13 protein-coding genes are annotated in these 12,617 nt (G+C 67.5%); 6 read left to right on the top strand and 7 right to left on the bottom strand.

The features are described 5' to 3' along the window. Positions 1–11: 11 nt before the first annotated feature. Positions 12–932 carry a LysR family transcriptional regulator gene (locus DIE12_RS27740; protein WP_044847567.1) on the bottom strand — a complete coding sequence of 307 codons (921 nt, stop codon included), beginning with the start codon at positions 930–932 and terminating at the stop codon, positions 12–14. 112 nt (positions 933–1,044) lie between these two features. Here DIE12_RS27740 and DIE12_RS27735 point away from each other — a divergent pair, with 112 nt between their 5' ends. The 3 genes from DIE12_RS27735 to DIE12_RS27725 all read left to right on the top strand — a co-directional run bounded on the left by DIE12_RS27735 (position 1,045) and on the right by DIE12_RS27725 (position 3,228). Further along, positions 1,045–1,473, top strand: coding sequence for a MarR family winged helix-turn-helix transcriptional regulator (locus DIE12_RS27735; protein ID WP_044847566.1), 429 nt, complete (start codon positions 1,045–1,047; stop codon positions 1,471–1,473). 65 nt (positions 1,474–1,538) lie between these two features. Then, entirely contained in the window at positions 1,539–2,786 is a 1,248-nt protein-coding gene (locus tag DIE12_RS27730; protein WP_044847565.1) for an aconitase X, read from the top strand. Then, positions 2,779–3,228, top strand: a complete 450-nt coding sequence (locus DIE12_RS27725; protein WP_124520326.1) for an aconitase X swivel domain-containing protein — start codon at positions 2,779–2,781, stop codon at positions 3,226–3,228. Before DIE12_RS27730 ends, DIE12_RS27725 begins: the two co-directional genes overlap by 8 nt. A gap of 64 nt (positions 3,229–3,292) precedes the next feature. On the opposite strand, the gene DIE12_RS27720 is transcribed toward DIE12_RS27725, so the two are convergent. Continuing rightward, on the bottom strand, positions 3,293–4,375 hold the full coding sequence (locus tag DIE12_RS27720; RefSeq protein WP_124520325.1) for an AraC family transcriptional regulator: 1,083 nt from the start codon (positions 4,373–4,375) through the stop codon (positions 3,293–3,295). Positions 4,376–4,451: 76 nt separating this feature from the next. Here DIE12_RS27720 and DIE12_RS27715 point away from each other — a divergent pair, with 76 nt between their 5' ends. Then, positions 4,452–6,485 carry an NADPH-dependent 2,4-dienoyl-CoA reductase gene (locus tag DIE12_RS27715; protein ID WP_124520324.1) on the top strand — a complete coding sequence of 678 codons (2,034 nt, stop codon included), beginning with the start codon at positions 4,452–4,454 and terminating at the stop codon, positions 6,483–6,485. A 25-nt stretch (positions 6,486–6,510) separates the two neighbouring features. On the opposite strand, the gene DIE12_RS27710 is transcribed toward DIE12_RS27715, so the two are convergent. Further along, positions 6,511–6,921 carry a DUF2471 family protein gene (locus DIE12_RS27710; protein WP_044847560.1) on the bottom strand — a complete coding sequence of 137 codons (411 nt, stop codon included), beginning with the start codon at positions 6,919–6,921 and terminating at the stop codon, positions 6,511–6,513. Between the two features lie 306 nt (positions 6,922–7,227). Further along, on the bottom strand, positions 7,228–8,121 hold the full coding sequence (locus DIE12_RS27705) for a LysR family transcriptional regulator (protein WP_124520323.1): 894 nt from the start codon (positions 8,119–8,121) through the stop codon (positions 7,228–7,230). A gap of 86 nt (positions 8,122–8,207) precedes the next feature. On the opposite strand from DIE12_RS27705, the gene DIE12_RS27700 reads away from it, so the two are divergent. Continuing rightward, a complete protein-coding gene (locus tag DIE12_RS27700; RefSeq protein WP_124520322.1) occupies positions 8,208–8,993 on the top strand; it encodes an NAD(P)H-dependent oxidoreductase in 786 nt (261 codons plus the stop codon). A 145-nt stretch (positions 8,994–9,138) separates the two neighbouring features. Here DIE12_RS27700 and catC read toward each other — a convergent pair whose 3' ends face one another. The 3 genes from catC to DIE12_RS27685 are packed head-to-tail and all read right to left on the bottom strand — an operon-like array spanning position 9,139 to position 11,543. Further along, entirely contained in the window at positions 9,139–9,429 is a 291-nt protein-coding gene (gene catC / locus DIE12_RS27695; protein WP_044847557.1) for a muconolactone Delta-isomerase, read from the bottom strand. 41 nt (positions 9,430–9,470) lie between these two features. Beyond that, complete coding sequence (gene catA / locus DIE12_RS27690; RefSeq protein ID WP_044847556.1) at positions 9,471–10,373, bottom strand: catechol 1,2-dioxygenase; 903 nt, start codon at positions 10,371–10,373, stop codon at positions 9,471–9,473. Positions 10,374–10,409: 36 nt separating this feature from the next. Beyond that, complete coding sequence (locus tag DIE12_RS27685) at positions 10,410–11,543, bottom strand: muconate/chloromuconate family cycloisomerase (protein WP_124488773.1); 1,134 nt, start codon at positions 11,541–11,543, stop codon at positions 10,410–10,412. Positions 11,544–11,634: 91 nt separating this feature from the next. On the opposite strand from DIE12_RS27685, the gene DIE12_RS27680 reads away from it, so the two are divergent. Next, complete coding sequence (locus tag DIE12_RS27680) at positions 11,635–12,525, top strand: LysR family transcriptional regulator (protein ID WP_044847554.1); 891 nt, start codon at positions 11,635–11,637, stop codon at positions 12,523–12,525. The last annotated feature ends 92 nt before the right edge of the window (positions 12,526–12,617 follow it).

The following is a 12,617-nucleotide window of genomic DNA, read 5'->3' as shown; positions in this document are numbered from 1 at the left end:
TGCGCGCCGGATCAGGCCGCGGCCGGAACAATCGAGCCTTCGCGGTCGTAGTACGCGGCCGTGTAGTCGATGAACGCCTTGACCTTCGCGGGCAGCAGCGCGCGGTTCGCGTAGGCGAGCTTGATTTCCACGAACGCGTCGACGAGATCGGCGCCTTCGAGCAACTGCACGAGCGCACCCGACGCGAGTTCGGCTTCGACGAGCGCTCTCGGCACCACGCCGATGCCGAAGTCGTGCATCACCATTTCGCGGTTGAAGACGGGGCTGTTCGACGAAACGTCGAAGCTCAACGGCACGGTCAGCGTGTCGCCGTCGACGCGGAACGACAGCGCGGGCCGGCGCAGCGACGGCGACATCGGCACGAACATGTGGCCGGCGAGCTCGGCCGGCGTTTCGGGACGCGGATGCGCGCGCAGGTAGGCGGGCGTCGCGACGATCACCACCGGAATGCGTTCGATCAGCCGCACGACGGTCGTCTCGCTCGTCAGCATGTACGGCACGACGATGCCGATGTCGTAGCCTTCGCCGACGAGGTCGACCGGGCGCTCGGTCAGCGTGACGTCGAGCCGCACCTTCGGATGCGCGGCCTTGAAACCGGCGATCAGCGGCACGAGCCGGTTCAGCGCGGCCGTCGTGTGCGCGACGAGCCGCAGCAGTCCCTCGGGCTCGCGCGTGTACGACTGCGCCTGCGCTTCCAGCGAGTCGAGCTCGTCGAGCACCGCCGCGCATCGCTCGTAGATGCGCTCGGCGGTTTCGGTCAGCGAGACCTGGCGCGTGGTCCGGTGCAGCAGGCGGCTGCCGAAGCGCGCTTCCAGATCCGCGACCGCCCGCGACACGACCGGCCGCGCGAGGCCGTGCATGTCGGCCGCGCGCGTGAAGCTGCGCATTTCCACCACCGACCGGAAGATCCGCAGCTTGTCGATATAGTCCATGTCCGTCTCCTCGAAGCGATGGCGCGGCGCCGGATGCGCGCGGCCGGCGCCGGCCCTTGTTACGGCCGAGTGTACATTGACTTTATGCATATGCACATTTAAATTGCCGGTCATGAACGACATCCAGATGGCCCAGGCCTGCAATTGCCTCGCGCTGCGTCAGGCGGCGCGCTTCGTCACGCAACTCTACGAGCGGCATCTGGCCCCCGTCGGCGTCACGGCCGCGCAGTTCTCGATCATGGCGAACCTGTCGCGCCGGCCCGGCCTGTTGATGAGCGAACTCGCCGACCGGCTGGTGATGGACCGCACGACGCTGTTGCGCGCGCTGAAGCCGCTGCAGCGCGACGGCTTCGTCGCCGCGGCCGCGTCCGAGCATGACGCCCGCGCGCATGCACTCAGCCTGACGAAGCTCGGCGAGCGCACCTACGCGCAAGCGAAGGTCGCGTGGCAAGCCGCGCAGGACGAGTTCGAGACGCAATTCGGCCAGGGCCGCGCCCAGGCGTTGCGCGACGAGTTGTTCAGCCTGACGGCGCAGCGCTAGGCGCGACGCGCGGTAGTATGACAAAAGCGATCCGGATCCACCGGACGAGACACGAGGAGCCCCCCATGCTGCAGTTGAGCGAACGCGACGACGCGATGTTGCGCGGCGCATTCGGCGACGGCGTCGCGCGCGCGATGCGGATCGTCGCGCGCACGGCCGAGGTCATGTCGGCGCCGCACCTGATCGACATCACGTCCGCGCATATCGACGGCTGTCTTTACCACGGCCGGACCAGCCTCGACTTCGTCGAGTATTTCGTCGACACCGGCGCGCGGGTCGCGGTGCCGACCACTTTGAACGTCGGGTCGCTCGACCTGATCCATCCCGAGCTGTATCACGGCGACCGCGCGATCCAGCGCGACGCGCAGCGCCTGATGGATGCGCATCTGCAGCTCGGCTGCGAATCGAGCTTCACGTGCGCGCCGTATCAGCTGAAGAATCGTCCGCGCCTGGGCGAGCAGATCGCGTGGGCGGAATCCAATGCGATCGTGTTCGCCAATTCGGTGCTCGGTGCGCGTACCAGCCGCTACGGCGACTTTCTCGACCTGGCCGCCGCGATCACCGGGCGTGCGCCGTATGCGGGGCTGCACGTCGAAGCGAATCGCGCGGCGCGGATCGTGTTCAACGCGCCGGACTTCGGCAAGCGGCCCTCGCGCGACATCTATTTCGCGGCGCTTGGGCTTCTGATCGGCCGGATCGCCGGCGCGACCGTGCCGGCGATCGTCGGGCTGCCCGCGGACACCACCGAAGACGAACTCAAGGCGCTCGGCGCGGCTGCCGCATCGAGCGGCGCGGTCGCGCTGTTCCATGCGGTGGGCGTCACGCCCGAGGCGCCGACGCTCGACGCCGCGTTGCACGGGCGGGCGGCGCAGCGCACGGTCGATGTCGCGATGGCCGATCTCGACGAGATCCGCCGCACGCTGAACCACGGCGCGGCCGGCGATGCGCTCGTCGCGGTCGCGCTCGGCACGCCGCACTTCTCGCTGGCCGAGTTCCGCACGCTCGACGCGCTGCTCGATCAGTTCGACGGCCGGCCGAAGTGCGATTTCTACGTGAACACGAGCCGCTTCATCCTGTGGGAGTTGGGCGAGCTCGGGCTCGCCGGCAAGTTCGACGCGCGCGGCATCCAGATCGTCGTCGATACCTGCACGTACATCACGCCGGTCATGAAACAGCTGTCGGGCCTGGTGATGACCAACTCGGGGAAGTGGGCGTCGTATGCGCCCGCGAACATCGGCGTCACGGTGGCGTACGGCAGCATGCGCGAATGCGTGCGTTCCGCGTTCGAAGGAAAGGTGCGATTCGATGACTGATGCAACGATCGGGAAACTGACGGGCGACACGCTCGTGCCGGGCAGCGCATGCGCGAAGACGATCGTGCTCGACAAGCCGCTCAGCTTCTGGGGCGGCTACGACTCGGGGGCGGGGCGGATCGTCGATCGCGGGCATCCGCAGGCGGGCGCGAGCCTCGCCGGCCGGATCATGGTGATGCCGCACGCGAAGGGCTCGAGTTCGAGCAGCAGCGTGCTCGCGGAAGCGGTGCGCAACGGCACGGGGCCGGTCGGGATCGTGCTGAAGGAGCGCGACCTGATCATCTCGATCGGCGCGATCGTCGCCGCCGAGCTGTATGCGATCGCGGTGCCGGTGGTGTGCGTGACGGACGCGGTGTACGACGCGATCGTCGCCGCGACAGGTGACGTGCGGATCGAGGCGGGTGAGGGCGACGGCGGCGCGTGGATCTTCGTCGGCGGTTGACGGGCAGCGCTTGGTTCCGTTTCACGTCGGCGATGCGGGCGACGGAGCGCGAGCGCTTTCCGGCTCACTCGCTCGCCGGGGCGCCGGCCGCTTCCCGATACGCACTCGGCGTCTGCCCGGCCCAGCGCCGGAATGCGCGCGTGAAATTCGCCGGGTCGGTGAACTGCAGCCGCTCGGCGATCGTCTTCAGGTCGAGGTCCGACGCGCAGAGCAATTGCTTCGCGTCGCGAAACCGCGCTTCGTCGAGCAGTTGCCGATAGCTCGACCCGGCGTCCTCGAGCCGACGCCGCAACGTGCGCGTCGATACCAGCAGCGCGTCGGCGAGCGCCTCCGGGCTCGAATAGTCGCCGGCCGTTCGCGCCAGTTCCGCGCGCACGCGCTCGACGAGATCGCCTTCCTCCTGGCGTACCTGCGCATACTCGCGCTCGACCTGCACCAGCGCCTGCCGGTGCGCGACTTCGTCGGCGAGCGGCAGCGGCCAGTCGAGCACGTCGTGCGCGATCCACAGCGCGTTCGCCGCGCAGCCGAATTCGACCGGCGGCAACTGGTCGCGATAACGCGCGAAATAACCGGGCTCGGGCCACGTGAAGCGCAGCACGATCGGCGGCGACGCGCGTCCGGACCACTGCGAGATGTTCTGCGCGAGCCCCGTCAGCACGAACTCGAACATCACGTGATGCTGCAGCACGGGGCTCGCCTGCACGCCGTGCAGCTCGAGCGTCGCGCCGTGCGCGTCCTCCGCGTAGGTCAGCCGATATTGGCGGTTGCGCATCCGGAAGTAGCGCTGCGTGATGACCAGCGCTTCCCGGATGTCCCGCGCGGTCAGCGTCGCATAGCCGAGGAAGCCGTGCACGGTCGGCTTCAGCAGCAGCCCGAACGCCAGCCCGATGCCCGGATCGCCGCCGATCTCGATCGCGTTGAGCACGAGCCGGCCCCATTGCGACGGCGCGACGCGCGCGTCCGGTTCGGCCAACACCGCATCGCGCAGCCCGGTGCCCGCGCGCACGGCGGCCAGGTCGACGCCGCGTGCGGCCAGCGCCTGCAGCAGCAGGCGCGTATAGGCGACCGGAATCGTCGGCCGGCGTAGCCCGAGGCGGTCCTTGCGCGATGGGGAGGTCATGTCGATTTGGCCGGAAATGACAAGCATTATGGCTGTTTGCCCCCTCACGTTCAAGGCGGCGCGCGGCCTACGATGACACGCATCGCTTACCGGCAGGATCATCATGACGACCTCCTTTCCCCATCTGCTCGCGCCGCTCGACCTCGGCTTCACCACGCTGAAGAATCGCGTGCTGATGGGGTCGATGCACACGGGCCTCGAGGACAGCCGCAAGACGCTGCCGCGGCTCGCCGACTATTTCGCCGAACGCGCGCGCGGCGGCGTCGGCCTGATCGTGACCGGCGGCTTCGCGCCGAACGTGGCCGGCTGGACCAAGCCGTTCGGCGGCACGCTGATGACGTCGGCCGGCGCGCGGCGCCATCGCGTGATCACCGACGCCGTGCATGCGGACGACGGCAAGATCGCGCTGCAGATCCTGCATACCGGCCGCTACGGCTACCACCCGTTCGCGGTTGCGCCGTCGAAGATCAAGTCGCCGATTTCGCCGTTCGCGCCGCGCGAACTCAGCGCAAGCGGCGTGGAGCGGCAGATTCGTGCATTCGTCCGCTGTGCGCAGCTCGCGCGCGAGGCCGGTTACGACGGCGTCGAGATCATGGGCTCCGAGGGCTACCTGATCAACCAGTTCATCTCGATGCATACGAACAAGCGCACCGATCAGTGGGGCGGTTCGTACGAGAACCGGATCCGCCTGCCGATCGAGATCATCGAGCGCACGCGCGAAGCGGTCGGGCGCGACTTCATCCTGATCTACCGGCTGTCGATGCTCGACCTGATTCCCGACGGCAGCGACTGGAGCGAGACCGTGCAGCTTGCGAAGGCCGTCGAGCGCGCGGGCGCGACCATCATCAACACCGGGATCGGCTGGCACGAGGCACGCGTGCCGACGATCGCGACGTCGGTGCCGCGCGGCGCGTTCGCGTGGGTGACGAAGAAGATGAAGGGCGAGGTCGGCATTCCGCTCGTGACGACCAACCGGATCAACCGGCCGGAAGTGGCCGAGCAGATCCTTGCGGACGGCTGCGCGGACATGGTGTCGATGGCGCGCCCGCTGCTCGCGGATGCCGAGTTCGTCGTCAAGGCCGCGCAGGGCCGCGCCGACGAGATCAACACCTGCATCGGCTGCAACCAGGCGTGTCTCGACCACGCGTTCAGGAACAAGATCGCGTCGTGCCTGCTGAACCCGCGCGCCTGCCACGAGACCGAGCTGATCTATACGCGCGTGCAGCAGCCGAAGCGCATTGCGGTGGTCGGCGCCGGGCCGGCCGGGCTTGCATGCTCGACCGTGCTCGCGCAGCGCGGCCACCACGTCGACCTGTTCGACGCGGCGCCGGAGATTGGCGGCCAGTTCAACATGGCGAAGCGGATTCCGGGCAAGGAGGAGTTCGACGAAGCGCTGCGTTACTTCGGCCGTCAGGTCGAGCTGACCGGCGTGAATCTGCACCTGAATCGCCGCGTCGATGCGAGCGAACTGATCGCGGGCGGCTACGACGAGATCGTGCTCGCGACCGGCGTGGCGCCGCGCGACCCGAAGATTCCCGGCCAGGACGGGCCGAACGTGCTCAGCTATATCGACGTGCTCGCCGGCAGGCAGCCGGTCGGCCGGCGTGTCGCGGTGGTCGGCGCGGGCGGCATCGGCTTTGATGTCGCCGAGTATCTGGTGCAGGACGGCGAGTCGCCGACGCTCGATCTGGAAGAGTGGAAGGCGGAGTGGGGCGTGACCGATCCGGCCGCGACGCGCGGCGGCGTGACGCGCGCGCAGGTCGCGGCGCCCGCTCGCGAAGTGACGCTGCTGCAGCGCAAGGCCGCGCCGCTCGGCAAGGGGCTCGGCAAGACGACCGGCTGGATTCACCGCGCGACGCTGAAGATGAAGCAGGTGAAGATGATCGGCGGCGTGAACTACGAACTGATCGATGCGCGCGGGCTGCACGTGTCGTACGGCGAGCAGCGCACCGATCACGAACTGATCGAAGCCGACACGATCGTGCTGTGCACGGGGCAGGAGCCGCAGCGCGCGCTGTTCGCGCCGCTGCAGGCGGCCGGACGCTCCGTGCATCTGATCGGCGGCGCGGAACTGGCGGCCGAGCTCGATGCGAAGCGTGCGATCGATCAGGGCGCGCGGCTCGCGGCGCGGCTGTAACGGTACAGCGCGCGAGGCGCCGCCGTCACTCCATCTCGACGCGTTGTGTCTCGCGCTCTTCCGCTTCCAGCATCGCCTTGACGATCAGATAGACGGCGGGCAGATCGTCGTCGTCGCGCTTCCAGTCGACGGCTTCCTCGACGTCCGCGGCGACCATCCGGCTGTCGCGCAGCCGGATGAAGGCGTCGACGACCATCGGATCGTTGCGGTTCAGGAAGCCGGTGTTCGAGAACGCCAGCTCCTCGACATTCAGCAGCGCCTGCCAGCTCATCGTGCGGACGGCGGCCGGATGGCTGCGGCGCCGCAAGCCGAGCGCCCGCTGCGCAGGGCCGCCGACGACACGCTGGAGATCGACGACCGCTTGCCGCGCGGCACGCTCGAAGTGGACGGGGTTGAAGCCGGGTTGCTCGGGATCGAATGCGGATGACTGGAACATGGTCGCCTCACAAAAGTCCGTCCGTCATGGGTGACGGAATTCGGGTCAAATGGTACAAAAGCACTGTAAATATATACAGTGTTCGAGGCGGTTTCAAGTACTGAATGAATGTGTTCGTGCGGCGACCGGGATTCGGGTGAGCGGATTCGGGCGACCGGCAAGGGCGACCGGCGAGGGCGGCCGACGCATGAAGCCGCATTGGCAAGAAGCGCGTTTCTGCTCCGTGCTCTTCGCTGCATCGCGCTGCGCACGTCATGTCTCGGAACCTCGCGGTGGCCTCGCTGCGCCGACCGCTCGTCTGGCGATCTACACCGACGCGGCGATCGTCTCCCGCAACCATCGATGCGCCGGATCGCGGTGCACGCGCTCGTGCCACAGCATCGACATTTCATAGCCGGGCACGTCGACCGGCGCCTCCACGACGCGCAATGCGGGCGTGTTGCGCACCAGCCGCTCGGGCAGCATCGCCACGAGGTCGGTTGTGGCGACGGCCGTCATCACGAACAGGAAATGCGGCACCGACAGCACCACGCGCCGCGTGGCGCCGGCTTTGGCGAGCGCTTCGTCCGTCACGCCGAAGAAGCCGCCGCCGTCGGGCGACACGATCACATGTTCCAGCGCGCCGAACTGCGCGAGCGTCGGGCGGCGCTTGAGTTTCGGATGACCGGCGCGGCCGACCAGCACGTAACGCTCGACGAACAGCGGCAGGCGCCGCATCCCTTCCGGCGAACCTTCGGTCGTATGGAAGGCCAGGTCGATACCGTTTCGCTCGGCGTCCTGCTCGATGCGCGGCGGCACGAGTTCGACGACGGCGAGGCGCGTCGCGGGGGCGGCCGAGCGCAGCCTGTTCAGCGCGGGCAGCACGATCGTCGATTCGCCATAGTCGGTTGCGGCCACGCGCCACGTGTTCGTCGCGGTTGCCGGATCGAACGGCGTGGCCGTCAGCACCGCGCGTTCGACTGCTTCGAGCGCATCTCGCAGCGGCTCGCGCAGCGTTTCCGCCCGCGCGGTCGGCCGCATTCCGCGCGGCCCCGGCAGCAACAGCGGATCACCGAACAGGTCGCGCAGTTTCTGCAGTTGCACGCTGACCGACGGCTGCGACATGTTCAGTTTCTCGGCCGCCCGCGTGACGTTGTGCTCGGCAAGCAGCACGTCGAGCGTGACCAGCAGGTTCAGATCCAGTCGTCTGAGATTGTTCACGGCTATACCTGGAATATCGGGAATTCATTTCCAATATACCTTCGGCGACGGCATCCTGCAGTCATTCAATCAACGGAGTGACGAACATGAATGTGCTGATCGTTTATGCCCATCCGGAGCCGCGTTCGCTGAACGGCGCGCTGCGCGACTTTGCCGTCGAGCATCTCGAAGCGGCGGGTCATAGCGTGCAGGTGACGGACCTGTATGCGATGAACTGGAAGGCCGCGTTCGACGCGGACGACGTGACCGTCCGTGCACCCGACGCGCGTTTCGATCCTGCGCTCGATTCGAAGCATGCGTTCGAGACGGGCACGCAGCGTGACGACATCGCGCGCGAACAGGACAAGCTGAAGTGGGCCGATGCGGTGATCCTGCAGTTCCCGCTGTGGTGGTTCTCGATGCCGGCGATCATGAAGGGCTGGGTCGAGCGTGTGTATGCGTATGGTTTCGCATACGGCGTCGGCGAGCATTCCGACCTGCACTGGGGCGACCGTTACGGCGAAGGTTCGCTGGCGGGCAAACGGGCGATGGTGATCGTCACGACGGGCGGCTGGGAGTCGCATTACAGCGCGCGCGGCATCAACGGGCCGATCGACGACGTGCTGTTCCCGATCCAGCACGGGATTCTGTACTACCCGGGGTTCGACGTGCTGCCGCCGTTCGTGATTTACCGGACGGGAAAGATGAACGATGAGCGCTTCGACGCAACGCGTGCGGCGCTCGGCAAGCGTCTCGACGAACTGTGGACCGCGCAGCCGATTCCGTTCCGGCGACAGAACGCGGGCGACTACGACATTCCGGCGCTGACGCTGAAGGCGGAAATCGCGCCGGGGACGGTCGGGTTCGCGGCGCATCTGGCGAGCGAGCGGTGATCGTCACTGTATCGTCGTGACGCGGGGCGCCACCTGAACCCGGCGGCTGTGCAAAACGTCACGGGCGACCGGCGAGAAAATCGCCGGCCGCCCGGGGCCGTGCTTCGCGCGGCCGTTCGATAACGCCGCGCTTCACATTCACTTCTTACCGATCATCTTCCCGCACCGAAGAAGGATGCCGGCACAGCGCCCGCACTTCCATCTCCATATACGGAAACAACGGCAGCTGACTCAACAGGTCGTGCAGCTGCTGCACGCTTTCGACGTCGAAAATACTGACGTTCGCATACTTCCCCGCGATCCGCCACAGATGCCGCCAGACGCCTTCGTTCATCAGCCGCTGGCACATCGCCTTCTCTTCGGCCTTCAGCGTGGCCGCCTTGACCGGATCCATGTCCGCCGGCAGGCGGACGGTCATTTCCACATGAAACAGCATCCTGCGCTCCTTGTTGTCGATTCGGCGAACGGGACGGCCGCTCAGGCCTGCGCCCGCACCCGTTCGACTTCGCTCGCCGGCACGTCCTGCTTGTCCTTGAGCAGCGAGAAATCGAAGTCAATCAGCGCGAACTGCCCGTCGACGCCATACGGTTTGCCTTCCGCACCCTCGGCCTGCCTGATCTTCGGGATCAGCCCTTCGCGGGTCGCGAATGCGAAGTCGTCCCAGATATGCGGATCGCCTTCGATGTTGATCTGCGTCGTCAGCTTACGATATCCGTCCGCGGAAACGAAGAAGTGGATGTGCGCCGGACGATGGCCGTGGCGGCCGAGCTGGTCGAGCAGTTGCTCGGTCTTGCTGCCCGGCGGCACGCTGTAGCCGACCGGCAGCACGCTGCGGAAGCTGTAGCGGCCCTCGGCGTCGGTGCGGATCGAGCGGCGCAGGTTGAACGCCGGCTGCGACTGATCGAAGTACGAGTAGTTGCCCAGATGGTTCGCGTGCCATACCTCGACGAGCGCATTCGCGAGCGGCGTGCCGTCCTGGCCGAGCACCTGGCCGCGCATGATCAGCGTCTGGCCCGGATCGGTGCCGTCGTCGAGACGCGCATGGCCGACCGATTCCGGTGCGCCCGCGACATACAGCGGCCCTTCGATCGTACGCGGCGTGCCGCCGTGGAAGCCGGCCTTCTCCTCGGCCTCGTCCATCCGCACGTCGAGGAAGCGCTCGAGGCCGAGGCCCGCGGCGATCAGCCCGAATTCACGGCCGGCTTCGTTCAGGTAGTTGAGCGCGGTCCAGAACTCGCTCGGCTGCACGTCGAAATCCTCGATCGTGTAGCAGAGGTCCTTCACGATCCGGTTGACGATCGCGCGCACGCGCGGATTGCCGGGCTTTTCCGCGGCGTCGTCGAAGGTTTTCAGCAGGGCGTCGATGGCTTGCTTGTTCATCTGTGTCTCCGGTTTCGGTTGTCGTGTCGTGCGGGATCAGCGGGCGTCGCGTCGCATCCGTTCGATGCGGGCCCAGTCGAAGGTGATGCCGAGGCCGGGTGTCGCCGGCAGGTGCAGCTTGAAATCCTGGTAGCGCAGCGGCTCGACGAGGATTTCCTCGGTGAGCAGCAGCGGGCCGAACAGCTCGGTGCCCCATTTCAGCGAGCCGAACGTGCTGAACAGTTGCGCGGACGCCATCGTGCCGGCCGCGCCTTCGAGCATCGTGCCGCCGTACAGGTCGATGCCGGCCGCCGACGCGATCGATGCGACGCTCGCCGCGCCGAGCAGGCCGCCCGACTGCGCGATCTTCACCGCGAACACGTCGGCCGCGCGGTCCTGTGCGAGCGCGAACGCATCGACGGGGCCGTGCAGCGCCTCGTCGGCCATGATCGGAATGTGCGCGAGCTGCGTGAGGCGTTTCAGCCCCGCGCGATTGGTTGCGGCGATCGGCTGCTCGACGAGGCTCACGCCGGCGTCCGCGAGTCGTGCGCCGGCGCGGATCGCGTCGGTTTCGGTCCAGGCCTGGTTCACGTCGACGCGCACGTCGCCGCGCTCGCCGAGCGCGCGCTTGATCGCGATCACGTGCGCGACGTCGTCGTCGACCGCGTTCGAGCCGATCTTCAGCTTGAATGCGCGATGGCGGCGTGCGTCGAGCATCGCCTCGGCTTCCGCGATGTCGCGCTGCGTGTCGCCGCTCGCGAGCGTCCACGCGACGTCGACCGCGTCGGTCGTGCGGCCGCCGAACAACTCGGACAGCGGCACGCCGAGGCGGCGCGCCTGCGCATCGAACAGCGCGGTTTCGAGCGCGCACTTCGCGAACCGGTTGCCCTGGAACAGCTTGCGCGCACGCGCCATCGCAGCGCCCGGACGTGTCGCGTCCATGCCTTGCAGCAGCGGCGCGAAGTAGGTGTCGATGTTGACCTTGATGCTCTCGGGGCTCTCCTCGCCATACGCGAGCCCGCCGATCGTGGTCGCCTCGCCGACGCCTTCGATACCGTCCGTGCATCGAACGCGGACCAGTACGAGGGTCTGGCAATTCATCGTGGCGACCGACAGTTTGTGGGGCCGAATCGTCGGCACGTCGACGAGCAGCGTCTCGATGCGTTCGATGGTGGCGGCAGTTGCTATCATGCGATTCCTCCTGTTGGTGCACATGGTAGGAATTCCCGCCCGGCGTCGTCCAACACTCTTTCCGACTACTTCCATACCTTTGAGGCATGAAATGGAATTGCGCCAGCTCCGGTACTTCATCGCCGTCGCGGAGGAGATGAACATCACGCGGGCCGCGGAGCGGCTGCACATGACGCAGCCGCCGCTGAGCCGCCAGCTCCAGGCGATCGAGGACGAGGTCGGGCTGCCGCTGTTCGAGCGCGGCGCGCGGCCGCTGAAACTGACCGACGCGGGCCGCGTGTTCTATGCGCAGGCGACGCGGGTCGTCGAACAGGCCGACGAGCTCGGCCCGCTGACGCGGCGGCTCGCGCAGTTGTCGGAGCGGATCGTGATCGGCTTCGTGCCGTCGACGCTCTATGGCGCGCTGCCGGACGTGATCCGCGCGTTTCGCGAGGCGCAGCCGGACGTCGAGCTGTCGTTGATCGAAATGTTCACGCTCGAGCAACTCGGCGCGCTGAAGGGCGGGCGGATCGACGTCGGGTTCGGCCGCCTGCGCTTCGACGACGACCAGCTCGTGCGCGAGGCGCTGATCGAGGAAAAGCTGATCGCGGCGCTGCCGGTCGGCCATCCGCTCGCCGATCCGGACCGGCCGCTGACGCTCGCGGACATCGCGAACGAGACGCTGATCGTCTATCCGAGCACGCCGCGGCCGAGCTTCGCGGACCAGCAGTTGTCCGCGCTGCGCGACGGCGCGCTCGTGCCCGCGGCCGTGCACGAGGTGCGCGAACTGCAGACGGCGCTTGGGCTCGTCGCCGCGCAGGTGGGCGTGTCGCTGGTGCCGGAAAGCGTGGAAGGCGTGCGCGTGAAGGGCGTCGTCTACCGGCGGCTGCCGGAACCCACGGCGACGTCGCCGATCATCATGAGCCGCCGGCTGCACGGCGAAAGCGCCGCGACGACCGCGTTCTGCGCGATCGCGCGGGCGATGATCGCGCCGGCGGCGTAGGGCCGGCCGTTTTCGTATCAATTGCAACTAACGGTCAATTTCACCACGCTACGCCAAATGCGGAGAGGGCATCGCGATGCGATGTCATTTGC

Origin of the sequence: Burkholderia sp. Bp9015 (genome assembly GCF_003853505.1) — a bacterium.
Taxonomy (GTDB): Bacteria; Pseudomonadota; Gammaproteobacteria; order Burkholderiales; family Burkholderiaceae; genus Burkholderia.
The sequence above is the reverse complement of the archived record's forward strand: the minus strand, read 5'-3'. Positions and strand labels throughout refer to the sequence as shown.

Excerpts from the sequence above, each read along its gene's own strand:
- DIE12_RS27740 (WP_044847567.1), bottom strand. The coding sequence starts at position 932 with ATGGACTATATCGACAAGCTGCGGATCTTCCGGTCGGTGGTGGAAATG.
- DIE12_RS27735 (WP_044847566.1), top strand. The coding sequence starts at position 1,045 with ATGAACGACATCCAGATGGCCCAGGCCTGCAATTGCCTCGCGCTGCGT.
- DIE12_RS27730 (WP_044847565.1), top strand. The coding sequence starts at position 1,539 with ATGCTGCAGTTGAGCGAACGCGACGACGCGATGTTGCGCGGCGCATTC.
- DIE12_RS27725 (WP_124520326.1), top strand. The coding sequence starts at position 2,779 with ATGACTGATGCAACGATCGGGAAACTGACGGGCGACACGCTCGTGCCG.
- DIE12_RS27720 (WP_124520325.1), bottom strand. The coding sequence starts at position 4,375 with ATGCTTGTCATTTCCGGCCAAATCGACATGACCTCCCCATCGCGCAAG.
- DIE12_RS27715 (WP_124520324.1), top strand. The coding sequence starts at position 4,452 with ATGACGACCTCCTTTCCCCATCTGCTCGCGCCGCTCGACCTCGGCTTC.
- DIE12_RS27710 (WP_044847560.1), bottom strand. The coding sequence starts at position 6,921 with ATGTTCCAGTCATCCGCATTCGATCCCGAGCAACCCGGCTTCAACCCC.
- DIE12_RS27700 (WP_124520322.1), top strand. The coding sequence starts at position 8,208 with ATGAATGTGCTGATCGTTTATGCCCATCCGGAGCCGCGTTCGCTGAAC.
- catC (WP_044847557.1), bottom strand. The coding sequence starts at position 9,429 with ATGCTGTTTCATGTGGAAATGACCGTCCGCCTGCCGGCGGACATGGAT.
- catA (WP_044847556.1), bottom strand. The coding sequence starts at position 10,373 with ATGAACAAGCAAGCCATCGACGCCCTGCTGAAAACCTTCGACGACGCC.
- DIE12_RS27685 (WP_124488773.1), bottom strand. The coding sequence starts at position 11,543 with ATGATAGCAACTGCCGCCACCATCGAACGCATCGAGACGCTGCTCGTC.
- DIE12_RS27680 (WP_044847554.1), top strand. The coding sequence starts at position 11,635 with ATGGAATTGCGCCAGCTCCGGTACTTCATCGCCGTCGCGGAGGAGATG.